General features: G+C 33.6%; 19 protein-coding genes and 2 tRNA genes. 12 read left to right on the top strand and 9 right to left on the bottom strand.

The window, feature by feature from the left end:
• Window positions 1-29 precede the first annotated feature (29 nt).
• The 5 genes from Q7C23_RS20785 (at window position 30) to serB (ending at window position 3840) form a co-directional block, all read left to right on the top strand.
• Window positions 30-917, top strand: coding sequence for an alpha/beta fold hydrolase (locus Q7C23_RS20785; RefSeq protein WP_375034304.1), 888 nt, complete (start codon window positions 30-32; stop codon window positions 915-917).
• A 172-nt stretch (window positions 918-1089) separates the two neighbouring features.
• Window positions 1090-1497, top strand: a complete 408-nt coding sequence (locus Q7C23_RS20780; protein WP_375034303.1) for a VOC family protein — start codon at window positions 1090-1092, stop codon at window positions 1495-1497.
• Between the two features lie 2 nt (window positions 1498-1499).
• Window positions 1500-1946: an SRPBCC domain-containing protein gene (locus Q7C23_RS20775; RefSeq protein WP_375034302.1), complete on the top strand. Its 447-nt coding sequence runs from the start codon at window positions 1500-1502 to the stop codon at window positions 1944-1946.
• A gap of 61 nt (window positions 1947-2007) precedes the next feature.
• Window positions 2008-2454 carry a VOC family protein gene (locus Q7C23_RS20770; RefSeq protein ID WP_375034301.1) on the top strand — a complete coding sequence of 149 codons (447 nt, stop codon included), beginning with the start codon at window positions 2008-2010 and terminating at the stop codon, window positions 2452-2454.
• 156 nt (window positions 2455-2610) lie between these two features.
• Entirely contained in the window at window positions 2611-3840 is a 1230-nt protein-coding gene (serB, locus tag Q7C23_RS20765) for a phosphoserine phosphatase SerB (protein ID WP_375034300.1), read from the top strand.
• Window positions 3841-4063: 223 nt separating this feature from the next.
• On the opposite strand, the gene Q7C23_RS20760 is transcribed toward serB, so the two are convergent.
• From Q7C23_RS20760 to Q7C23_RS20750, 3 genes are read right to left on the bottom strand one after another with little or no spacing between them, the layout of a single operon-like run.
• Entirely contained in the window at window positions 4064-4309 is a 246-nt protein-coding gene (locus Q7C23_RS20760; RefSeq protein ID WP_375034299.1) for a redox-active disulfide protein 2, read from the bottom strand.
• A 26-nt stretch (window positions 4310-4335) separates the two neighbouring features.
• Window positions 4336-4779: a hypothetical protein gene (locus tag Q7C23_RS20755; protein ID WP_375034298.1), complete on the bottom strand. Its 444-nt coding sequence runs from the start codon at window positions 4777-4779 to the stop codon at window positions 4336-4338.
• Window positions 4780-4797: 18 nt separating this feature from the next.
• Complete coding sequence (locus Q7C23_RS20750) at window positions 4798-6306, bottom strand: GH3 auxin-responsive promoter family protein (RefSeq protein WP_375034297.1); 1509 nt, start codon at window positions 6304-6306, stop codon at window positions 4798-4800.
• Window positions 6307-6572: 266 nt separating this feature from the next.
• On the opposite strand from Q7C23_RS20750, the gene Q7C23_RS20745 reads away from it, so the two are divergent.
• Both Q7C23_RS20745 and Q7C23_RS20740 read left to right on the top strand, forming a co-directional pair.
• A complete protein-coding gene (locus tag Q7C23_RS20745) occupies window positions 6573-7367 on the top strand; it encodes a DUF2797 domain-containing protein (RefSeq protein ID WP_375034296.1) in 795 nt (264 codons plus the stop codon).
• 246 nt (window positions 7368-7613) lie between these two features.
• Entirely contained in the window at window positions 7614-8666 is a 1053-nt protein-coding gene (locus tag Q7C23_RS20740) for a glycosyltransferase family 9 protein (RefSeq protein WP_375034295.1), read from the top strand.
• A gap of 83 nt (window positions 8667-8749) precedes the next feature.
• Here the strand turns inward: Q7C23_RS20740 and Q7C23_RS20735 are convergent, their stop codons facing one another.
• The 3 genes from Q7C23_RS20735 to sppA form a co-directional block, all read right to left on the bottom strand.
• Window positions 8750-11344 (bottom strand): AsmA-like C-terminal region-containing protein, encoded by a 2595-nt coding sequence (locus tag Q7C23_RS20735; RefSeq protein WP_375034294.1) that lies wholly within the window; start codon window positions 11342-11344, stop codon window positions 8750-8752.
• Window positions 11345-11526: 182 nt separating this feature from the next.
• Entirely contained in the window at window positions 11527-12474 is a 948-nt protein-coding gene (locus Q7C23_RS20730; protein WP_375034293.1) for an alpha/beta hydrolase family protein, read from the bottom strand.
• 15 nt (window positions 12475-12489) lie between these two features.
• Entirely contained in the window at window positions 12490-14247 is a 1758-nt protein-coding gene (sppA, locus tag Q7C23_RS20725) for a signal peptide peptidase SppA (protein ID WP_375034292.1), read from the bottom strand.
• A gap of 277 nt (window positions 14248-14524) precedes the next feature.
• Between sppA and folK the strand changes: the two genes are divergently transcribed.
• Complete coding sequence (gene folK, locus Q7C23_RS20720) at window positions 14525-15658, top strand: 2-amino-4-hydroxy-6-hydroxymethyldihydropteridine diphosphokinase (protein ID WP_375034291.1); 1134 nt, start codon at window positions 14525-14527, stop codon at window positions 15656-15658.
• A 95-nt stretch (window positions 15659-15753) separates the two neighbouring features.
• Here folK and Q7C23_RS20715 read toward each other — a convergent pair whose 3' ends face one another.
• The 3 genes from Q7C23_RS20715 to Q7C23_RS20705 form a co-directional block, all read right to left on the bottom strand.
• Window positions 15754-18630 (bottom strand): T9SS type B sorting domain-containing protein, encoded by a 2877-nt coding sequence (locus Q7C23_RS20715; protein ID WP_375034290.1) that lies wholly within the window; start codon window positions 18628-18630, stop codon window positions 15754-15756.
• Between the two features lie 86 nt (window positions 18631-18716).
• Window positions 18717-19259, bottom strand: coding sequence for an RNA methyltransferase (locus Q7C23_RS20710; protein ID WP_375034289.1), 543 nt, complete (start codon window positions 19257-19259; stop codon window positions 18717-18719).
• A 76-nt stretch (window positions 19260-19335) separates the two neighbouring features.
• Window positions 19336-19758, bottom strand: coding sequence for a DUF1573 domain-containing protein (locus tag Q7C23_RS20705; RefSeq protein WP_375034288.1), 423 nt, complete (start codon window positions 19756-19758; stop codon window positions 19336-19338).
• Between the two features lie 160 nt (window positions 19759-19918).
• Between Q7C23_RS20705 and mutS the strand changes: the two genes are divergently transcribed.
• From mutS to Q7C23_RS20685, 4 genes are all read left to right on the top strand, one after another.
• Window positions 19919-22525, top strand: coding sequence for a DNA mismatch repair protein MutS (mutS, locus tag Q7C23_RS20700; RefSeq protein ID WP_375034287.1), 2607 nt, complete (start codon window positions 19919-19921; stop codon window positions 22523-22525).
• Between the two features lie 150 nt (window positions 22526-22675).
• Window positions 22676-22748, top strand: a tRNA-Gly gene (locus Q7C23_RS20695).
• A gap of 14 nt (window positions 22749-22762) precedes the next feature.
• Window positions 22763-22848: transfer RNA gene (locus tag Q7C23_RS20690), tRNA-Leu, on the top strand.
• A 153-nt stretch (window positions 22849-23001) separates the two neighbouring features.
• Entirely contained in the window at window positions 23002-23376 is a 375-nt protein-coding gene (locus tag Q7C23_RS20685; protein WP_375034286.1) for a DUF1508 domain-containing protein, read from the top strand.
• Window positions 23377-23478 lie beyond the last annotated feature (102 nt).

Below are 23478 nucleotides of genomic sequence, written 5' to 3'. Positions count from 1 at the left end.
ATTTTAGAGTTTCACAACGAGGAAATAATATGAAACAAGCAATCATTTATTTTGCATTGATAATTTTAACATTGATTTCGTGCAATGACAAAACAGAAAAACTAAATAGTATGGAGGCAACGAGAAGTGGTAGCTTAAATTTTAAAAGCGGCTATTCTGACGTGAATGGACTGAAAATGTATTATGAGATTTATGGGCAAGGCAAGCCACTTTTTTTAATACATGGGGGAGGATCTACTATTCAGACAAATTATGAAAAAATTATTCCTTTGCTTGCTAAAAACAGAAAAGTAATTGCAGTTGAATTACAAGCTCATGGTCGTACAAACGACAGAAACGCTGACCTTACTTTTGAACAAGATGCAGACGATATTGCCAAACTCCTTAAAAATCTGAACATTGCCAAGGCAGACTTTTTTGGCTTCAGTAACGGCGGCACCACAACTTTGCAAATTGCAATTAGACATCCTGAAATTGTCGACAAAATAATTGTGGGCTCAGCGCTTGCTAAACGTAATGGAGTTCCTGATTGGTTTTGGGGTTTTATGTCTCAGGCAAAGCTGGAAAATATGCCTGAAAAACTGAAAGAAGGATACAAAAAAGTTGCTGCAGATACAACTGGATTGCAAATAATGCACGATAGAGATGTAAAGAGAATGCTGAATTTCAAAGACATTTCAGACAAACAAATCAAATCCATAAATGCACTTACTTTAATTATTATTGGGGATAAGGATGTTATTTTGCCCGAGCACGCAATAGAACTTCATAGACAAATTGCAAACTCTGAATTGGCAATAATTCCGGGTGGACACGGAGAATATATTGGAGAAATCACAACAATTACTCCCGAGTTTAAAGAAAGCGAACTTGTGGTTCCAATGATTGAAAAGTTCTTAAACAAGAAACAAAAATAAAAACTACTTACAGCAGTAGTGTAATAGGGTGGAATTTGGTTTTATTTTAAATTGTTTTTTATGTGTAAATCTGTATTAGCTTCTTTTCGATTTAATAAAACTCATTTATTTAAATTTTCTTAATAATTCTATGTGGTTAAAATAATTTAATGTTAAACGTAAAATATTAAAGATGACAAAACAAATATGGCTGAATTTGCCGGTAAAAGAGGTGGCAAAATCAAAAGCTTTTTTTTCGAAAATAGGTTTCTCTTTTAATGAAGAACATGATACGCCAAATTCTACCTGTATGGTTGTTGGCGAAGGAAAATTTGTTGTAATGCTTTTTGAAGAGTCATTATTTGCCAGTTTTTCTCAAAACAAATTGACTGATACACAAACGAGTTCAGAGATTTTAATTTCGATCGATGCAGAAAGCAAAGAAGAAGTGGACGAACTAGCAAAAAAAGCAGCAGAAGCAGGAGGAAATGTTTTTGCTTTACCTGCCGAAAGTCAGGGCTGGATGTATGGCTGTGCTTTTGCCGATTTAGACGGTCATCGCTGGAATGTTTTATTTATGGATTTTAGTAAATTATCATAGTTATGGAAACAATTGAAACGTTAGAATTTAAAATTAGAATCAAAGCTTCGGCAGAAAAAGTTTGGTCAGTTTTATGGAACGACGAGACGTATAAAAAATGGACAGGAGCTTTTTGTGAAGGATCCTATGCAATAAGCGATTGGAATGAAGGCGATAAAATTCATTTCATGTCTCCAAACGGAGAAGGAATGAACAGCATCATCGAAAAGAAAATTCCAAATGAATATATGGCTTTTAAGCATCTAGGAGAAATAAAAGATTTCAAGGAATTACCTATCGACGAAGAAACAAAAAAGTGGAGCGGTGCAATGGAAACCTACCGTTTAACACCCGATGATGAATTTGTCGATTTGGTCGCTCAGGTTGACGTAGTCGAAAAATATATCGATTATTTTAAGGAAGCTTTTCCAAAAGGATTGGAAACGGTTAAAGAACTTTCTGAAAAATAGAGGAAAGAGAATAGAATAAAGAAAATAGAATACAGACTATAACAAAAAAACAAAAAATATCATGGCAACATCAGTAAACCCTTATTTAGTTTTTAACGGAAATTGCGAAGAAGCATTTCTATTTTACAAATCAGTTTTTGGAGGAGAATTTCCTTATATCGGAAAATTTAAAGATATGCCGGCTGCCGAAGACGGAGGCTGCGCTGAATTTTCTGAAAAAGATGCCAACCGAATAATGCACGTTTCATTACCAATTGGAAACACTATTTTGATGGGAAGCGACAGTAATGAACAATCCGGAGATGTGAAATTTGGAGGAAACTTTTCTGTTTCGGTTAATGTTGAAAGCAAAGAAGAGGCCGATAGAATCTTCAACGGACTTTCAGCAGGAGGAAACGTTTTTATGCCTATGGATAACACTTTTTGGGGAGCCTATTTTGGTATGTTTACCGATAAATTTGATGTCAATTGGATGGTGAATTTCGATGTAAACGAACCTAATAAGTAATAAAAAAGTTAAGTTATTTTAATACCCGAACATAATTGTTAAATTAATTCAAAAAGCACATGATTATGTGCTTTTTGTTTGTAAAAAAACAAACAATATCCTTTTTTATCAAGGATAGATTGCCGATTTTTGTCGCTTCAAAACAATAAGCATAAAATGGCAATAGAAGATAAAGAGATTATTTTATTAAAAGTTTCAGGACACGATAAAATAGGGGTTACAGCAGGTTTAACAGCTGTATTGGCGACGTACGATGCGAATATTTTAGATATTGGGCAGGCTGATATTCATGACACACTTTCTTTAGGAATTTTATTCGAAATTGAAGCCGGATCTTCTTCGGCTCCTGTTTTAAAAGACTTATTGTTTAAAGCTTACGAATTAGAAATTAAAGTAAAGTTTATTCCCATTTCTATTGAAGATTACGAAAAGTGGGTAAAATCACAATCAAAACAACGATACATCATTAATATTTTAGGCGAAAAACTAGCCGCTTCACAATTGGCTGCTGTGACTAAAATTATGTCAGACCAAAACCTGAATATCGATTCTATTATTCGATTGACAGGCAGAACTTCTGTAGTTGATTTAGAAGAATATCCACGTTCTTGTATCCAACTTTCTGTAACAGGTGAAATTGTAAATAAGATCCTGATGACTGCTAGTTTTATGGAAATTTCAAGAACTTTAAATGTCGATATTTCTTTCCAGGAAGATAATATTTACAGAAGAAACCGTCGTTTGGTTTGCTTCGATATGGACTCCACTTTAATCCAGACAGAAGTTATCGACGAACTGGCTGAGCTTAATGGGGTAGGAGATCAGGTTCGTGCGATTACAGAATCTGCGATGAATGGCGAGATTGATTTCAACGAAAGTTTCAAGCAACGTATGGCATTGTTAGAAGGCTTAAGTGAGGAAGTTTTACAAAAAGTAGCCGAAAATTTACCAATAACACAAGGTGCTCATCGTTTAATGAAAGCCTTAAAATATTACGGTTACAAAACTGCAATTCTTTCTGGAGGATTTACCTATTTTGGAGAATATCTTCAAAAAGAATTGGGTATCGATTACGTTCATGCCAATAAATTAGAAATTAAAGACGGTAAACTAACCGGAAAATATATAGGCGATATTGTAGATGGTTTAAAGAAAGCCGAACACTTAAAAGCCATCGCCGAAAAAGAAGGAATTCACATCAATCAAACAATTGCAGTGGGTGACGGTGCTAATGATTTACCAATGCTAAACTTAGCCGGGTTGGGAATTGCTTTCCACGCTAAACCAAAAGTAAAAGAAAGTGCTTCAACTTCAATTTCAAGCTTAGGACTTGATGGAGTTTTGTACCTTTTAGGTTATCATGACCGATATATCGATATGATGTAAAAATAAGAATTTAGAGTTTTTTGTCCTTTCGGTCGAAAGGAGAAATCCTCGCAAGTAGCTCGACAATCAAAATAAAAAAAAACTTAGCTAAATATATTGTGCTAAGGTTTTTTTATGGGCATGTCCCTCCGGGTCGGGCTATCTGTTCCAATCTTTCTGTTTTTAAAGAAAAAACAAAAAGGATTTCCACTTCTATCCCTCATGCAGTTCAGTGGAATTACTTTTACAGTTGTTCGCGAGATTGTAATTCTTTTTTGATTTCTTTTAAGGTATTCATATTCAATATGAAAATAGGCAGTAATGCAATAGGAATAACATTAGAAGCGCTAAAACCTTTATTAGCGACGAGGAATATATTAAGACAAAATAAAAGAAGTAATACCACACCAAACAGATAAGTTACCGTTTTTAATGATTTCTGTGTTTTAATTAATTCTTCAGTGGTCATTTCGTTAAAGTTCTTTTTCATATTGATTTGGTTGTTTATTTTGAAAATTACTCTATAACTTTATTTATTCTATTTTGTAAATTTTTCTTCTTTTCATTAAAAGGCCAATCTGCCGTTACATTCAAAAAACCAAACTCTAGATATTCAAAAACCATTTCGTTTTTAAATTTTCCCTTTAACTGTTCTTCTACGATTTCTGGATTGCAAATAAAAATACTTCCTAAGACATCCGCAGGATATTCGTTTGCCGAACCTGAAGATTTTATAATCATTTCTAAAAATTTTTCTAGAAGCTCTTTGTCTTTGGTTTCACAAATGATAGTTTGAATTTTAGTTAATGCGGGATTTAATTGTTTATCAACATAATCAAATGTATATTCGGGTTTGCCATAATTATTACTATAATCTAACAAAACCTTGATACATTCATTTTTTGTTTGACAAAATGCTTGAAAAGAAATTAAGAAAAAAAGAATAAAGACCTTATTCATAAATTCAAATATTAATGGCTACATCTCCTTCAACTGCTCCAAATAATCTCTCTGATTCGAAAGTCTCGGAATCTTATGTTGTCCACCTAATTTATCTCGTTCCTTAAGCCAATCATAAAACAAATTCTCCCGAGCTACATTAATCACCAAAGGATTTAATGTCATGTTGTTGTAACGTTTGGCTTCGTAATCAGAATTTAAAGTCTGCAAGGTTTCGTCCAAAACTTTTTGGAAGAGACCAACATCAGCTGGTTTTTTCTTGAATTCGATCATCCATTCGTGTGCGCCTTTTTCTTTGTCCTGCATAAAAATAGGAGCAACAGTATAATCGACAACTTCGGTCTGAGTAACCTGGCACGCTTTTGCAATCGCCTGATCGGTATTTTCGACCATTAATTCTTCGCCAAAAACATTAATGTGATGCTTAGTTCTTCCGGTAACTCTAATTCGGTATGGATTTAAAGAAGTGAAACGAACAGTATCGCCAATTAAATAACGCCACAAACCAGAATTGGTCGTAATAACAATTGCGTAGTTTTTATTCAACTCAACATCTGCCAAACGAATCACTTTTTGGTTTGGAGTATCAAAAGTATCCATCGGAATAAATTCGTAGAATATTCCATAATCGAGCATTAGCAATAGATCGCTGGAATTATTTAAATCCTGAATGGCAAAAAAGCCTTCAGAAGCATTGTATATTTCGTAGTATTTAAAATCTTTGCTTGGCAAGATTTTCTTGTATTGTTCTTTATAAGGAGAAAAACTTACACCGCCATGAAAGTAAACTTCCAGATTTGGCCAAAGCTCCAGCAGGTTTCCTTTTCCTGTATCTTCCAGAACTTTATTCATTAAAACCAACATCCAGGAAGGAACGCCGGCAAAACTAGTTACATTTTCATTTTTAGTCTCATTGATAATGGCAGCAATTTTGGTTTCCCATTCGCTCATTAATGAAGTTTTGCTGCTTGGCGTACTGCTGAATTCGGCCCAAATAGGCATGTTTTCAATCAAGATCGCCGATAAATCTCCGAAAAAAGTATTGTTGTTTTCGTAAATCTGAGAGCTTCCGCCTAAACGAAGACTTTTCCCTAAAAACAACTCAGAATCTTCATTATTATTCAAATACAAACAAAGTAAATCTTTACTTCCTTTATAATGACAATCTTCCAGAGCTTCGCTGCTTACAGGAATAAATTTACTTTTAGCATTGGTAGTTCCGCTTGATTTGGCAAACCACTTTATTGGTGTTTCCCAAAAAACACCTTGTTCACCCTGGCGTGTTCGTTCAATTAAAGGCTGTAATTCTTCATATGTAGCAATTGGTACTCTTTCAGCAAATGTCTGGTAAGAATTTATAGAGGCAAAATCGTATTTTCTTCCGATAACAGTATTTTCAGAGGAGGTCAATAAATTATGCAATAGCTCTTCTTGAACTTCATTCGGGTATTTTAGAAAAAGTTCTATTTGGTGGATCCTTTGTTTTAGTACCCAGGATGCGAAAGAGTTAATGATTGATACGGGCATGAATAATTTTAGATTTTAGATTGTTGTCCTGATCCGAAAAGTCGGTACGGGATTAGATTGCTGATTATGTTATTATCAAAATCAGGAATTTAAAATTTGAATATCATTAGACAAAGATTAACTTTGCCTTTGTATCAAAAATAGTGTTTTTTTGTAAAAAACAATTCTATTTGAAGTAAAGATTCCAGTTCGAAAGTGTAATTTTAACAATAAAAGTTCACTATCCTGAGCAAATCTAAAATCTAAAACCAGCAATCTAAAATATTATGCAATATCAAGGCGTACTTACAAAAATGCAAACAGAAATCGGAAATCCAATTCAATATTATCTGGTTTTTGAGGATAGTTTTCTTAGTATGAATCAGTTATTGAATAAGGAAATCGAAATTAATTGTACCGGTTTTCAATGTTTGAATTGCAGTAAAAAGAAAAAAATCTACAGACAAGGTTTTTGTTACGATTGTTTTTATTCAAGTCCGGCTGTAGGTGATTGGATTATGAGACCCGAGTTGAGTACAGCTCATCTAGGTATTGCAGATCGTGATTTGGCTTATGAGGAAAAGGTGCAGTTGCAACCTCATATTGTTTATTTGGCCTTGTCGACTGAAATAAAAGTAGGTGTAACACGCAAAACGCAGGTTCCAACACGTTGGATTGACCAAGGTGCAACGCGTGCTATTGCCATTGTTGAGGTTCCAAATCGATATTTAGCCGGAATAACAGAGGTTGCGCTAAAAAATCATTATACAGATAAAACCAATTGGAGAAAAATGCTTCAGGACACTGAAATTGCTTTTGACCTGATTGCTGAAAAGGTAAAAGTGGAAAGCTTACTTCCGTTAGAAGTACAGGAATATTTTTATACAAAAAGTGATGATTTATATGAATTGAATTATCCGGTTGTAAGTTACCCTGCAAAAATTGCGAGTTTGAATCTGGATAAGACACCAACATTTAGAGGAAAGCTTGTTGGAATTAAAGGCCAGTATTTAATTTTTGAAGACGGAACTGTTTTTAATGTTCGTGGTTCAGAAGGTTATGTTGTCGATATAAACATCTAGTTTTATTGGGTATTCATCGATTGTTACTAGGTAACTGTCTAGTATATTGGTGTTTGAGTTGTATTTTTCGTAATTTTGTTTTTCTTTAAGATGTGAATGTTGATACATTTGATTACAATTTTGTAATAATTACTTGTTGAAAGAAGATATTTTTAGAAAAAAAAAGAGCCTAGCTTCGCGCTTTTGAAGCAAGGCTATCTATATTTTTTTCTGTAAAAATTATGTCAAAGAAAACAATTACCACACATGGGTAACTTACTAAAAGTTAATGTATTCAGAAGATTTCTGATGCGTAACCTGACCAAGAACATTGGAGACTCAAGTATAAGTAAAAAGGGACCAATTGATACCAGCAAAATCAAGAGGGTATTAATCTGCAGACCCAATAAACGATTAGGGAATTTGCTTTTAATAACACCTTTACTTCAGGAAGTGACTACAACATTTCCGAATTGTAAAATTGATTTATTTGTTAAAGGAACATTAGCTCAAATTGTTTTTGAAAATTATGACAATATCGATAAAATAATTTCTTTGCCTAAAAAGCCTTTTAAGGAATTAGTGCAATATTTAAAAGTCTGGACATTAATCCGAAAACAGAATTATGATGTTGTAATTAATGTTGATCAAAACTCATCTTCTGGTCGTTTGGCAGTAAAATTTTCAAATGCAAAATATAAGATTTTTGGAGATTTACCAGAAAACGTCCAATTACCATATGAAGATTATGAGCATATTGCAAAATATCCTGTGTATAATCTACGATACACATTAACCCAGGTTGGAATACAAAATACAGAAGAACCAGTTGCACTAATTGATTTAAAATTGTCTGAACAAGAAATTGCAAATGGGAAAAAGATTCTGAATGATATTATCGACCAGCAGAAAAAAACAATTGCCATTTTTACTTTTGCAACAGGCGATAAATGTTACTGCGTAGAATGGTGGGAAGAGTTTTATAAAATTTTGAAAAAAGAATATCCTGATTACAACATATTTGAAGTTTTACCTGTAGAAAATGTATCTCAAATAAATTTTCAGGCACCTACATTTTATAGTAAAGATGTTCGTGAGATTGGTTCTGTTTTGGCCAATGTAGATGTTTTTGTTGGTGCTGACAGTGGAATTATGCATTTATCAAGTGCTTCAAAGGCGACAACAGTTGGTTTGTTCTCTATTTCGAAGTTAAAAAAATATGAACCTTACGGAAACAACAGTATTGGTATTGATACGAACGTAAATGATTTTCCTGTATTTATTGAGGCAATAAATCGAATTTTGCATAAAGGGAATTAAAGAAATCAGATTGTATTATAAATAAAAAATCCCGCTTTTGAAAGTTATTTTCAAGAGCAGGATTTTTTTATAGAATTAAAAGATTAGTTTTTCTTCTTAAACAAACCATTTATTAAATCGCTTGCTTTTTTTGTAGTTTCCTGAGTCTTTTGCTCTTTTTCTGTCTTTGCAGCTTGCGTTGTATCTTTTGGTTTTGTGTTTTTATTAATCAAATCATTAAGGGCTGATGTTCCTTTTTGAGTTAATTTTTCCTTTTGCTGATTCGCAACCTGAGATGCTAAACTGCTAACAGCACTTTTCATATCAGTTGAAACTTTTGGATTCGAAAAGTTTCCTGTAAGCATAGCGTTAATCGGAATGTTTTGCAATTTTGCCTGATCTGCAGGAGACATTTTTGCAATAAAAGCATTTGCTTCGCTTCCTAAATATTTTGCCGGAACATCTAATTTTAAGTTGTAATTCATCGTTTGGTCAAAACCGTGAGTTCCGCCTACCGTAATTTTAATGTCCTGATATTTGATGTCAAATGGTTTTACATTTACTTTTCCGTTCTCAAAAGTCAACGCCGCTTTTATGTCATTCAAATTCACTTTATTCATATCAATGAATTTAATGTTTGAACCTAAAGCATTAAGTAAAGTCGAATTTTTTGAATTTATGGTAGTCGAAAGTAATTGTCCTAATAAATCTCCTGAAATTGATTTCAGGTCCGGAGTTAATTCTTTAGCATCCAGATTTCCATTTAATTTAATTGTCGAATTCAATTTTCCGTTGATGATTCCTGCTATAGGAGCAATCTTTTTCATCATTTCTAATTGCGTAAATGTCTGCGCAATATCAACCTGATTGAAGCCTAAATTCATGTCAAATGTTGGTACTTTTTCCTTAGTCGAAACCGCTCCGGTTAAACCAATCGTCCCTCCGAAAATAGATGTTTTAAAGTTTTCTAAAAGTGCTTTTTCATCTTTAATAATCAATTTTCCGGAAACATCTTTTAGTTTTAAATTGTCATATAAAACAGTATTTGCTTTTGCATTCAATGTACAATTTAAGAAAGCCGGGATCTTCATGGCTTCAGTTGGTTTTGCTGCAGTTTTTTCTGTTGCAGGTTCACCTTCAGTCATAAAATCGTCAACAGCTAATTGATTTGAACTCATGTTGAAGTTTCCTCTCAATTCTTGTTTTTTAAACATAAAACCGTAGAAATTCTCCAAAACTCCATTAATAGCAAGATCCGATTTTCCAGTAGTAGCATTAAATTGTTTGAGGTTGATTTTACTCGGATTGAATTCAACTAAAGCCGTACTAATGTTCATTGACTTATTGTTTTCATCGGTATATTTAAATCCTGATAAACTCATAGTTCCTGCATTTTTGATATTTTGATATTGGCTTTTTTCTACTGAAGCCATATCAAATTCTGTAGTAACATCAGCTTTTAAAATACCAGCCAAAGGTTTGTCCATTTTGATTGGATATGCTTTTGAAAGGTTTGCTAAATTGATAGTTCCTTTTAAGGCGGCATTTACGTATGGATTTACCGTTATGTTTTTAATATTCGCTTTTGCATTAAAAACATCCTGATCGATACGGAATGAAAGTTTATCTAAATTGACATAGGTATCATTTAGAATTCCGGTTTCATTTATGATTTTAGTGTCAATTACAATATTCTGAACTGATTTTGGCAAGTTCGGATATTGAAACGAAGCATTATTAGAAGCAATAGCAATATTGAATTTTGGAACAGTAGTATCGGTTAATTGTCCTTTTGCAAAACCAACAACAGTAAAGTCTCCGGTTGTTTTTACACCATCTAAACCAGCTGCATAAGCCGAAGGAATCAAACCTAGGAAGTTAGTAAAAGATGAAGTTGGAGTTTTAAATTTCAAATCATAAATCTGACCGGCATCAACCATCTGAATAAATCCGTCAAATTCTAAAGGCAACTGATTGATCAAAGCTTTGTTTTCTTTAAAAGTGTATTTGCTTTGCTCTAAATCAATTCCTAAAACAGCGTCTAAAGTCAGTTTTACATTTTTCATGTAATTGATTTTATCCATATCCAAAGATACTTTTGCGGTAGATTTCGTGGTTAAATCCAGTTTTGAATTAGTAAAATCTCCAGTTCCTTCGTGATTTAAACTATCAATTACCATCTTAATTTTAGAACCCTGATCAATATATCTGAACGTGAAATTCTCGATTTTGTAGTTCTGAATTTTTAAAGAAAGCGGTTTGCTTTTTTCATCTTTAGTATCTTCTTTTTTATCTTTCAAAGCAATGTCAAAATTCCCAATGCCATCTTTATTAAAGATAATATTGATTAATCCATTCTCAGAAGTTATTCCCTGAATGTTCAAAGGTTCTTCTTTTCCTTTAAAGATTTCTTTGATACTCATTTTAAGGTTCAATTCGCCTAATGAAACCAAAGTGTCTCCTTCAAAAGGAGCTTTGTTGATAATGACTAATTTTTCAATTCCAACGGTAGCATTTGGGAAATTTTTAAATAAACTTAAATCGGCATCAGCAAAACTTACCTTAGCATCTACACTTTCGTTGATGGCTTCTGCAATTTTCGCTTTTATCTGATCTTTAAAAAAATAGGGGATGGCAAATAATGCCGCAACAAATACCACAAGAACAATGGCGGTAATCTTTAAAATTTTCTTAAGCATAATTATTTATAGATTTGAGGGTTTACGTTGCTATTAACTGGTTGCAAAAATAATTTTTTTTATATGAGTTTAGTAATAATTTTTTCACAATAATGTAAGAATATATTTAATAGCTGTTAAAATTAAAAAATCCGTTTGACTATATATATCAAACGGATTTTTAATGGTTTTATGATTTTCAATTATTTTTTAATGAATGAAACAATCTTACTGGTCATGACTTCAGAAAGAGGTAAAGTTTCGTTGTTATAACTGTCTAAATTGGCTTGTTTATCACCTTCAACAATTTTCATCACATGATTCATTTTATCTACAATTAGTAGTTCTGCATTTTTATTTGCCTGAGATAAAGTTTCAGCATCTTTTACCGTTACTTGCAAATCGTTGTTTCCCTGAACAATTAAAATCGGTACGTTTAATTTTTTAATTTCTACTTGCGGATTGTATTTAAACCATGAAATTAAATAAGGCTGAATGCTAGGTCTAAAAAGAGCGTTAAGCATTGGGTCTATTTTTTTGACCTGATTTCCACTTTTCAAACTATCAATAATCGGGAAAGTCATATCCTCGATTTGTTTATTAGATTTTGATGCGATTTGCGTTTTGATAAGTTTATCCGCAGATTCTCCCGGGCCAGCAATAGAAATAAATTTATTTGCTTTTGCTCCGGCAATCATTCCAATTAAAGAACCTTCGCTATGACCGATAATCACAACTTCTGAAAAACGTTTGTCTTGTTTCAATAAATTAATCCAGCTTTTTGCATCTTCTGTATAATTTTCAAAAACCAAACTTTGCTCTGAAATAGCAGAAGTTTTACTTTCACCAATTCCTCTTTTATCATATCTTAATGATGCAATTCCATTTTTAGCCAAAACTTCAGCCAGCATCTTCAATGAATTGTTTTTCATCATTGGATTATTGCCATTTCGGTCTGTTGGCCCAGAACCGGCAATAATTAAAGCAACGGGATATTTCTTTGTTAAATTGGGTGTTGTTAAGGTCCCAAAAAGTTGGTCTGTATTAATTTTTAAAACTATCGCAGCTTCTTTAAAAGCAACTGTATTTTTATCCTGAGCGTTTACAAAACTCAAGAATAAAACACTAATAAACAGCAATATCTTTTTCATTTTTTGTGAATGGAATTACTTAATATTTATTCCGAAAGGGAGCATTGCCTGAACGCCTTGTTGTCTCTGAAATCTTTTTACCTGTTCAATCAAAAGATAGTTTTCTTCGCCAATTTCTTCTTTTATGAAGGCTTCTTTAGATTGTGCAAAAGGCAGATTTGCTAAAAGATCACCAAAGGTTTTTTCATATTCAGGATAATTCTGTGTACTGTATGATTTTATTTTTGCAATTTTTGCAGCTTCTGCAATAGCGTCCTTCAGTCCTCCAATTTTATCAACCAAACCAATTTTTAATGCCTCGCTTCCAGACCAAACTCTTCCTTGTGCAATCGCGTCTACTTGCGCAAATGTCATTTTTCGTCCTTCAGCAACATGTGTTACAAAAGTGTTATAGATATGCTCAACACCTTCAAGAGTAAAAGCTTTAAACTTTTCATCAACAGGAACAAATGGACTATAATTTGCCGAATTCTCATGCGTTTTTACTTGTTCTGTGTTGATACCTAATTTAGTCGCCAATGGTGAAAAATTTGGTAAAATTCCAAAAACGCCAATAGATCCAGTAATAGTATTGCTTTCAGCAAAAATTTTGTTGGCATTACAAGCAATATAATAACCGCCCGAAGCAGCATAATTACCCATAGAAACTACTACCGGTTTTACTTTTTTAGTTACTTCAATTTCTCTCCAGATCAGGTCAGAAGTTAAGGCACTTCCTCCAGGACTGTCAATTCGTAGTACAATTGCTTTTACATCATCATCTTTTCTGGCTTCTTGTAGAGAACGACGCATTGCACCTTCTCCAATTACATTAACATCGCCTTCTCCGCCTGTAATTTCGCCTTGTGCATAAATAATTGCGATTTTGTCGCTTGCTGTATTGGTCAAAGCAGTAGTAACATTATTTTGAGTATAATCTAAAATCGAAATTTTGTTATAGTCATCATCACCCGTTACTTTTAACACTTTTTTGATAGCATTGTGATAAACATCTTCGTACGCAACAATGTCAACTAAACCTTGTTTTTTAGCCATTTCCGGAGTTCTGGCCAATAAACCATTTGCTATTTCATTTAATTTCGGAAGCGGAATATTTCGGCTTTTTGATATATCAGTAGAAACAGTTGTCCAGATAGAATTCAAAAGAGCAGTAACCTGTTCTCGGTTGGCATCACTCATTTTATTTTCTAAAAACGGTTCAACAGCACTTTTATATTTTCCGTGACGAATCACTTCCATATGAATACCTGATTTGTCCTGAAAATCTTTAAAAAACATGACCTCAGAAGAAAGTCCTTTGAAATCTAAATCTCCAGCGGGATTCAAATAAATAGTATTAGCAACGGAGTTCAGGTAATATTCTTTTTGAGAATAAGTATTGGCGTAAGCCCACACAAATTTTCCTGATTTCTTGAAACTTTCAAGTGCGTTTCTCAAATCTTTATATTGCGCTAATCCTAATGAAGATTCGTCGTTTAAGATCGAAATTCCCTTAATATTGTCGTCTGTCTTTGCAGCTTCGATAGCGTTGATAACATCGCTTAAACCAACTCCCTCCTGATCAGAAAAAACAGTTACCCAAGGGTCTTTATATTTTCCGGCGTAATCGTTTTGTATTTTTTTTAGGTCCAATTCGATAACCGAATCATTTTTAACGGAAACCTTATCATCTCCGCCAAAAATAGCCCCAATAAGGATTACTCCGAAGAAGAATAACATAATGAATACAAAAATACCAATCACTGTGGCAATTACATTTCCTAAAAACTTCATAATTATATTTTTTTAATAAGTCGCAAAAACGGTTGGTTTGTTACAAATATAATCTAAATCACGGGTAACGCTCTTACATGATTTATAAAATAGTTGAAGTTTATACATTTTTAAATTCTCTAAAATAAAGATATGTTATTTTTAGATTAAGTACGTTTTTTTTAAGAAAGGTTTCTGTAGAAAAAGGATAAAAAAAGAGTTTGAAATAATTACAAACTTCTGATTCTTGAAGTAAATAATGTGAGTAATTCTGAAATAGTTTTAGTTAATTTGCATTATGAAGTCACAGCATCAAATCGTTTTATCTATCGGCAGTAACCAGGGAAATCGGTTAGAAAATATTGAAAGTTGTATCGCTCTGATACATCAGGAAGTAGGAACGGTTATTCAGGTTTCAAAGCTATATGAAACCCCTGCCTGGGGATTTGAAAGTGATGCTTTCTATAATTGTGCCTTGTTGCTGCATAGTACTTCATCTGCACATAAGATATTAAATCAGATTTTAAAAGTAGAAAAACAGTTAGGCCGTATTCGTTCTAATCAGCAAGGTTATCAATCCCGAATTATAGATGTTGATTTGATTGTTTTTGATGATGAAATTATTGATTCAGAGAAACTCCAGGTTCCGCACCCATTAATGCAGAACAGAAAATTTGTATTAATGCCCATGCAGAATTTAAAATTAAACTGGAAACATCCTATTTTTCAAAAATCTGTTTCTGAATTAATTGCGGTTACAACAGATGACAGTATTTGTACAGTTGTTCAGGACTTGAAAAATCCTTTGCAGGAAATTCCGTTGGAAAAGTTTAATTATATTGCTTTTGAAGGAAATATCGGTGCTGGAAAAACAACTTTGGTAAATAAAATTGCTGACGATTTTAATGCTAAAACAGTTTTGGAACGTTTTGCGGATAATCCTTTCTTGCCTAAATTTTACAAAGATCAAAATCGATATGCTTTTCCGCTTGAGATGTCTTTTTTGGCAGATCGCTATCAGCAATTATCAGATGATTTAGCGCAGTTTGATTTGTTTAAAGATTTTGTCGTAGCAGATTACCATATTTTTAAATCACTGATTTTTGCCAAAATTACATTGGCAGAAGATGAATATCGTTTGTATAGAAACCTCTTCGATATTATTTATAAAGAAATGCCAAAGCCTGATTTGTATATCTATTTATATCAAAATACAGAACGTTTACTTCAAAACATCAAAAAGCGCGGTAGAAATTACGAGCAGAATATCGAAGCAGCCTATTTGGATAAAATCAATAATGGATATTTGGATTATATTAAATCTCAAACAGATCTGAATGTTTTAATCATTGATGTCTCTGATCGTGATTTTGTAAAAAGACACGAAGATTATCTTTTCATATTGAATGAAATTCAGAAGAAAATAGGATAATGTGTCAATGTGCCAATAAGAAAATTATATAATTGTTTTTTATAGTATTGCACGTCATTATCTAATTATCAAATTGACACATTATCTAATTGGCATCATCTTTTTAAAGAAAAATGTCCTCTCAAAACAGGTTGTGTATCGTCAATTTTTAATGCATACCAATAATCAGAAGCGGGTAGGGCGACTTCGTTGAAAGTACCATCCCAACTCATTTTAGAGGCAGTTAATTGGGCTAGCAATTTTCCATATCGGTCAAAGATAGTAACTTGCGCTTGCGGGTAATTTTCTATTCCGGTTACCTCCCAGACATCATGAAAAGTGTCGTTATTCGGAGTAAAGTACGCTGGGAAAACAAGTACAACAAAAGATTTTGGATTTCCTCCTGGACAACCCGTTTTATCCCTTACATAAGCGTTATGTAAACCACCTGGAACATCGTAAAAGACGTTAGAAGCTTGAAAATTACTTCCGTCAACAGAATATTCAAAATAGTCTTCTTCTTTCACAAGTTTAATAGTCACTGTTGTTCCGTTTACATCGATATGATTTATTTGAGGAACCAGGTTTTCATTGACCGTAATTGTTTTTGTACTAGAGCAGTTTTGAGGATTCGTAACAACAACAGTATAAGTTCCTCCTTTATCTACAGGAATTGTTTGAGAAGCTTCTCCGGTAGACCACAAATAAGTCATACCCGCTATTCCTGCATCTAATATAATTGTTTGTCCCTGGCACAAAGGAAGTGTTTCATTAGTAACAACAGGAAGAGCATGAATTTCAATATTTACCGGTGTTCGGGTATCGTAAGCACAAAGACCATTTGAAGCTTCGGCATAATATGTCGTATTTGAAGAAACGGTTGGAGTGTAGCTTTGACCTGAATGTAAACTTGTACCTCCAATAGCTTCCTGAAACCAATTTATTTCACCAATGTTTGCACTGGCTTCAATAGTTACTGGTCCGGGACCGCAATTACTATAGGTTGATTTAACTGCGATAGGTGCAGTTGGTGTGTGGTTGATTGTTGCAGTCACTGACTTTCTATTAGAATCGCATCCTGCATCTACATAATAAGTTGTGGTTGTGCTTATTGGTGGTGTTACAAAAGAAGGTCCAGTATGAATTGCAGTCCCTCCGGTTGCCTGATCGTACCAACTAATTGTCGCTCCTGTTGTTGCTGTAGCAGTAAAATTAAAGCTTCCTGAATCGCACATTGGAGCAGGATTTGGATCTGGAGTTGCTACAGGAATTGTAATTTTAGTACTTGCTGCTATTTCTAAAGGAAGTTCGCCAGCGGATCCACCATATTCAACAACATAACCTTTGGGTTGGTAGTTGCCACTTACATCTCCGGAATTTGATAAATCATTCCAAGAACCTTTAATGCCGACTCCAGGCTGTGTAATATGAGCATAATCTTCGTCTCCTAGATTATTTGGTTCGCCATTATTCCAGAAAGCATAAGACATTACTGTTCCCGCTTCAGGGCCTGTAACCCATTTCCAGGTTCCTTCTGTTTCTTGGTCACTTCCTCCAATCCAGCCCGTTCCTGAGGCTTGTTCTCCACTTAACTTGGCTTCATCAGCTGATAAAAGAGTTGCCAGATAACCTTTTAGGCCGTAATAACTACTTGTCTCAGCTGCTGCTTTTGCTGCGGTCCAGGATATACCAATACTCGGGACGTATAAATAATAATGCCCTGTAGAAGGCAGATAATTGGCTTGACCAACTGTTATGGAAAAGGTTCTGGTTCCCGAGGCTGTAGGAGAAGAATTAGAGAAGACCACATCTTTAATTGCAGCTTCCAAATCAGAATATAAAACATCTCCTCCGGTTGGACTTGATAATACTAGTTTTCCTTCATTAGGATACCAACCTTGTACAATTGATGGATGTGCGGCAGGATTTTGAATTTCTATTTTATCAAGACCACTAGAGTAACCTGAAGAAATCTGAATGTAAACAGCTTTTGTTCCAAGTTCTGCGGGATCGTGAGAAATGGTAAACGATGTTACAATATTTATAGCGGTTAAAGGACAGTATAATTGATTTCCGGTTGCTTTAATTATGGGGGCTGTTGTTACTGTGGCTTTGTTACAATTGTTTGAATATGTCGCCGAAGCATCTTTATACGTTGACCAGTTTATATTAGAATAATTTGCGTTATCTACTTCTATGCAACTTAAATTAGGATTTGAAGTAAGATCAATAGCTAGCATGTAATTATTAATACCGTTTTTTACGCTTAAGCTACTCAGATTGTTATTGTCACAGCTAAATGAATTTATACCTGTATTTTTAGATATGTCTAAAGTGGTGATGTGGTTATTTGAGCAAGAAAACATATTTAAGTTTAGATTTTTTGAAATATCTAAATCAGTTAATTGATTGTTATAGCAAACAAATATGTTTAAGTTTGTGTTATTAGAGGTGTCTAAACTTGTTATTTGGTTGAATGTACAATAAAATATCTCTAGGGCTGTATTTTTTGAAACATTTAAGGTTTTTAATTGATTGTAACTGCAACCCAAACTTTTTAATGCTAGATTTTTTGCAATGTCTATAGCGCTTAAATTATTTTGATTACAATTTAAAAGATTTAAATTGTAATTTTCTGAAACATTTAAGCTGGTTAATTTATTACCACTACAGTCTAAATAATTTAGTTTTGAATTTTTAGAGAAATCTAACGCAGTTAAATTATTGTTATTGCAAATCAAAGTTTCTAATTCTGAAAAGCCTTCAATTCCGGATAAATTAGAAATATTTTGGTAACGAATTTCTAAACTTTTAACACTATTTATACTTGTTGTCAAAACTTGACCGTCAATAACACCACTATCGATGCCTAAATTAATCAGAGCTTGTTCAAAATTTGAATCAGGAATTGAAGTATATTGTGAAAATCCAGAAAAGCTGGATAACAACAAAGAAAATAATATGGTTATTTTAAAGAAATTGATAGTTTTCATTTTATAAAAGTATCAATTTTATAATAATAAAAAAATATATTTCAATTTCTAACATTTATAGGTGAGATATGTTGAAAAATAACATTTTAATCTGCACTTGGCCAGTTTAATTTCTGGAATAAATCCCAAACTACAATTCCGGCACTAACAGCAATGTTTAAGGAGTGTTTGGTGCCTAATTGCGGAATTTCAATACAGCCGTCACAGATGGCAACAGCTTCTTGCGAAACACCGTACACTTCATTACCAAAAACTAAGGCATATTTTTGATTTTTAGTTACTTTGAAATCCTGAAGAAAAACAGAGCTTTCAACTTGTTCAATGGCAAGTGTCATTACATTTTCTTTTTTTAGGTTTTCAATAACTTCCAAAACATTTTCATGATGTTCCCAGGCTACTGTTTCTGTAGCGCCAAGAGCGGTTTTGTGAATCTCTTTGTTTGGAGGAGTCGCTGTGATACCGCATAAAATGATTTTTTCAACCAAAAAGGCATCAGAAGTTCTAAATACAGAACCAATATTGTGCAAACTGCGAATGTCATCCAAAACTATTATAAGAGGTGTTTTTTCTGATTTTTTAAAATCTTCAATCGATTTGCGATCCAGTTCGCTGTTTTCAAGTTTTCTCATTGGTGTTGTATTCAGGTCATAAAAAAAGCTTCCAAAGATAAGGAAGCTTTTTCGATTATTTTATTTTCTTTTCAGATTAGCTTTTTACCGGGTCTGGTAAAACAGTACCTTTAATAGTAAGTACTTTTGTAGGTTGTCCTTCAGCATTAGAAGTAACAGTTACTGTTTTTGTAAAAGCACCAACTCTGTCAGTAGCATATTTTACTCCAATAATTCCTTTAGCACCTGGAGCGATTGGCTCTTTTGGTGTTGTAGGTACAGTACAACCACAAGATCCTTGTGTATTTGTAATGATTAATGGTTTTGTTCCGTTGTTTACAAAAACAAACTGACGGTTACCATCAGCATTGTGAGCGATAGTTCCGTAATCGATTGTTTCGTTTTCAAAAACCATTCCTGCTCCTTGAACTTTAGCAACTTTGGCTTTTTTAGCAGTTTGAGCGTTTGAAGCTGTAATTCCAACTACAGCTATCATAACAAATAAAATTATTTTTTTCATCTTTAAGAGTCTTTGTTTTAATTATGAACAAATCTATAGAAAATTCTAATATCTCTAATCAAAAAAATCTTAAAAATATTTTAATTTTTGAAGCTCTTCTATATGCCGCCAAAATATTATAAATTCGCTGTCATAAATTTTCATTTAAAAACATTACAATTTGGCAGCGAAAGAGAAAGTGGTGAAAGAAACACCCTTAATGAAACAGTATAACGAAATCAAGAGAAAATATCCTGATGCATGTCTGCTTTTCAGAGTAGGTGATTTTTATGAAACCTTTGGAGAAGACGCCATTAGAGCTTCTAAAATTCTTGGAATAACATTAACCAAAAGAGGGGCGGGTTCTGAAACGGAGACAGCCTTGGCTGGTTTTCCGCATCATTCTATTAATACGTATTTGCCAAAATTAGTCAAAGCCGGACTTCGTGTTGCCATTTGCGATCAGCTTGAAGATCCAAAAATGACTAAAACTATTGTAAAACGTGGTGTTACTGAATTGGTAACTCCGGGAGTTTCTTTAAATGATGAGGTTTTACAATCTAAATCAAATAACTTTTTAGCATCAGTTTATTTTGCTAATAAAAATATCGGGATTTCCTTTTTGGATGTTTCAACAGGAGAATTTTTAACGGCTCAGGGAAATGCAGAATATATTGATAAACTTTTGCAGAATTTTAATCCGAGCGAAGTTTTAGTTCCGAAGAATAACAAAGGCGATTTTAAAGCTGCTTTTGGAGACGATTTTCATAGTTTTTATCTAGAAGACTGGATTTATAAAGAAGATTATGCTTTAGAAACTTTAACGAAACACTTTCAAACCGTTTCTTTAAAAGGTTTTGGAGTCGAAGAATTAAAAGAAGGAATAATAGCTTCCGGAGCGATTTTGTATTATTTATCCGAAACTCAGCATAATCGTGTACAACATATTACGGCAATCCAGCGTATTGCTGAAGATGCGTATGTTTGGATGGATCGATTCACAATTCGAAACTTAGAATTATACCATAGTTATAATCCGAATGCTGTAACGCTTTTAGATGTAATTGACAGAACGCTTTCGCCAATGGGTGGACGTTTGTTGAAACGTTGGCTGGCTTTACCGTTAAAAGACAGTAATAAAATAAAAGGCCGTCATGATGTGGTTTCGTATTTGAAATCAAATCCTGAGGTTTTACATAATATTCAATATCAAATCAAACAAATTTCAGATTTAGAACGTTTGATTTCTAAAATCGCGGCAGGGAAAGTTTCACCACGTGAAATTGTTTATTTGAAAGAATCTCTGGATGCGATTATTCCAATTAAAACTTTAGCATTGCAAAGTCCGCAAGAAGCTGTAAAGGTTATTGGAGACAGTCTGCATGCCTGCGATTTATTAAGAGAAAAAATCAAAGTAACTTTAAATCAGGATGCGCCGGTTGCTATTGCAAAAGGAAATGCTATTGCAAAAGGAATTAGTGAAGAACTTGACGAATTGCGTGCGATTTCAACTTCCGGCAAAGAATATTTAGATGGGATTGAAAAAAGAGAATCAGAACGAACTGGGATTTCTTCTTTAAAAATATCTTTCAACAACGTTTTTGGGTATTATATCGAAGTTCGAAATACACATAAAGATAAAGTGCCTTCAGAATGGATTCGTAAGCAAACTTTAGTGAATGCGGAACGTTACATTACAGAAGAATTAAAAGAATACGAAACCAAGATTTTAGGAGCCGAAGAAAGAATCCATAAAATTGAAACCGATCTTTTTGAGCAATTGGTAGCCTGGATTGCGACTTATATTAAGCCGGTTCAAATGAATGCTAACTTAGTGGCGCAATTAGATTGTTTATGTTCATTCACACAATTAGCGGTTGAGAATAAATATGTATGTCCGGAAATTGATGAAACTTTCGAATTGGATATTAAAAACGGAAGGCATCCTGTTATTGAAAAACAATTGCCGGTGGGAACGCCATACATCGCCAATGATGTTTATTTAGATAGAGAAACGCAACAGCTTATTATGATTACGGGTCCGAATATGTCTGGTAAATCTGCTATTTTGAGACAAACGGCCTTAATTGTATTGTTGGCTCAAATGGGGAGTTTTGTCCCGGCGGATAGTGTTAGAATGGGAATTGTAGATAAAATTTTTACAAGGGTAGGAGCTTCTGATAATATTTCGATGGGAGAATCTACTTTCATGGTGGAGATGAATGAAACCGCTTCTATTTTGAATAATATTTCAGACAGAAGTTTAGTTTTATTGGATGAAATTGGAAGAGGAACGAGTACCTATGACGGAATCTCGATTGCCTGGGCTATTGCCGAATTTTTACACGAACATCCGGGAAGAGCAAAAACATTGTTTGCAACGCATTATCATGAATTGAATGAAATGACAGAATCACTTCCGAGAATTCAGAATTATAACGTTGCAGTTAAAGAATTAAAAGATACTGTTCTTTTTGTTCGTAAGCTGGTAAAAGGAGGAAGTGCACATAGTTTTGGAATTCACGTCGCTAAAATGGCTGGAATGCCACAGACTGTAATTTTGAAAGCGCAAAAACTTTTAAAGAAGTTAGAGAAAAATCATTCAAGCGATGCCTTAAACGGAATCAAATCGGCTAATGATGAAATGCAGATGAGCTTCTTTAATTTGGACGATCCTTTGTTGGAAGAGATTAAAGAAGAGATCTTAAGTCTTGATATAAACTCGATCACACCGGTTGAAGCCCTGATGAAACTCAATGAGATTAAAAGGATGATCGTTAAGAAATAAATTTCAGATTTAAAGTTTAGGTTATCAGAAGGTTATAAAATAAGTATTATTTTTTTTCAAAAAAGGCTTGTATAATTGAATAAATGTCCTAAATTTGCACTCGCAATACAGAACAAGTCAAGTATTGTAGTTCTTACAAGAATTTGAAACGCGAAAATAGCTCAGTTGGTAGAGCGCGACCTTGCCAAGGTCGAGGTCGCGGGTTCGAGCCCCGTTTTTCGCTCAAAATCATATAATGCTCGGATGGTGAAATTGGTAGACACGCTGGACTTAAAATCCAGTGAACAGCAATGTTCGTGCGGGTTCAAGTCCCGCTCTGAGTACTAAAGCCTCTTCTTTTGAAGAGGCTTTTTTTATTGTGTAAATTCACGCGCTGAAAATAAATTTGCGAAGAGAATTTATTTGACAAGAATCTAAGAATCTATTCCGGCAGCTATCGGGGCTGAAATCAACAATCTAAAATCTAAAATTAATAAATGGGTGCTTTCGTAATTAGCAGGCGATTTAATGATGAGTATAAATTTGTGTTTACTTCCAGGAAAGGGAAAGTGATTTTTACTAGTTTGAGTTATGAATTGAAATTTGAGTGTGAGGAGGATATTGAGAAATTTAAAGTGAATATTGAACAGGCTAAGTTTTTAAAGTTTAAAGGCTCTGGGGGAAAGTATTTTTTTAAATTGATGTTGGGTGAGTTGCATTTTGCTACAAGTCGAAAATACACGACAGAACTGCTTCTGCAGAAAGGGATAAAAGAAATTGTGAACTATGCTTCGAAATCAGAAATATTAGATTTCTCGTCAAATGATTTGATTTTTGAAGATGAGGAAGTGGTTGAGGATGAAATGGAGTAATTCAAAAAAAAAGCGTTCACAAAAGTGAGGACACTGAAAAAGTCTTTTCGCGAATAAATTGTTAATTAAAAGGAGCAGAAGCTAAAAGTTTTCTGCTCCTTT

Origin of the sequence: Flavobacterium sp. LAR06 (genome assembly GCF_041946075.1) — a bacterium.
Classification (GTDB): domain Bacteria; phylum Bacteroidota; class Bacteroidia; order Flavobacteriales; family Flavobacteriaceae; genus Flavobacterium.
This window is presented reverse-complemented; position numbering and strand designations above follow the sequence as displayed.

Coding starts and splice junctions, on each gene's coding strand:
- Q7C23_RS20755 (WP_375034298.1), bottom strand. CDS start 4,779: ATGAATAAGGTCTTTATTCTTTTTTTCTTAATTTCTTTTCAAGCATTT.
- serB (WP_375034300.1), top strand. CDS start 2,611: ATGGCAATAGAAGATAAAGAGATTATTTTATTAAAAGTTTCAGGACAC.
- Q7C23_RS20780 (WP_375034303.1), top strand. CDS start 1,090: ATGACAAAACAAATATGGCTGAATTTGCCGGTAAAAGAGGTGGCAAAA.
- Q7C23_RS20770 (WP_375034301.1), top strand. CDS start 2,008: ATGGCAACATCAGTAAACCCTTATTTAGTTTTTAACGGAAATTGCGAA.
- Q7C23_RS20760 (WP_375034299.1), bottom strand. CDS start 4,309: ATGAAAAAGAACTTTAACGAAATGACCACTGAAGAATTAATTAAAACA.
- Q7C23_RS20750 (WP_375034297.1), bottom strand. CDS start 6,306: ATGCCCGTATCAATCATTAACTCTTTCGCATCCTGGGTACTAAAACAA.
- Q7C23_RS20740 (WP_375034295.1), top strand. CDS start 7,614: ATGGGTAACTTACTAAAAGTTAATGTATTCAGAAGATTTCTGATGCGT.
- Q7C23_RS20715 (WP_375034290.1), bottom strand. CDS start 18,630: ATGAAAACTATCAATTTCTTTAAAATAACCATATTATTTTCTTTGTTG.
- Q7C23_RS20730 (WP_375034293.1), bottom strand. CDS start 12,474: ATGAAAAAGATATTGCTGTTTATTAGTGTTTTATTCTTGAGTTTTGTA.
- folK (WP_375034291.1), top strand. CDS start 14,525: ATGAAGTCACAGCATCAAATCGTTTTATCTATCGGCAGTAACCAGGGA.
- Q7C23_RS20710 (WP_375034289.1), bottom strand. CDS start 19,259: ATGAGAAAACTTGAAAACAGCGAACTGGATCGCAAATCGATTGAAGAT.
- Q7C23_RS20785 (WP_375034304.1), top strand. CDS start 30: ATGAAACAAGCAATCATTTATTTTGCATTGATAATTTTAACATTGATT.
- Q7C23_RS20745 (WP_375034296.1), top strand. CDS start 6,573: ATGCAATATCAAGGCGTACTTACAAAAATGCAAACAGAAATCGGAAAT.
- Q7C23_RS20735 (WP_375034294.1), bottom strand. CDS start 11,344: ATGCTTAAGAAAATTTTAAAGATTACCGCCATTGTTCTTGTGGTATTT.
- Q7C23_RS20705 (WP_375034288.1), bottom strand. CDS start 19,758: ATGAAAAAAATAATTTTATTTGTTATGATAGCTGTAGTTGGAATTACA.
- sppA (WP_375034292.1), bottom strand. CDS start 14,247: ATGAAGTTTTTAGGAAATGTAATTGCCACAGTGATTGGTATTTTTGTA.
- Q7C23_RS20685 (WP_375034286.1), top strand. CDS start 23,002: ATGGGTGCTTTCGTAATTAGCAGGCGATTTAATGATGAGTATAAATTT.
- Q7C23_RS20775 (WP_375034302.1), top strand. CDS start 1,500: ATGGAAACAATTGAAACGTTAGAATTTAAAATTAGAATCAAAGCTTCG.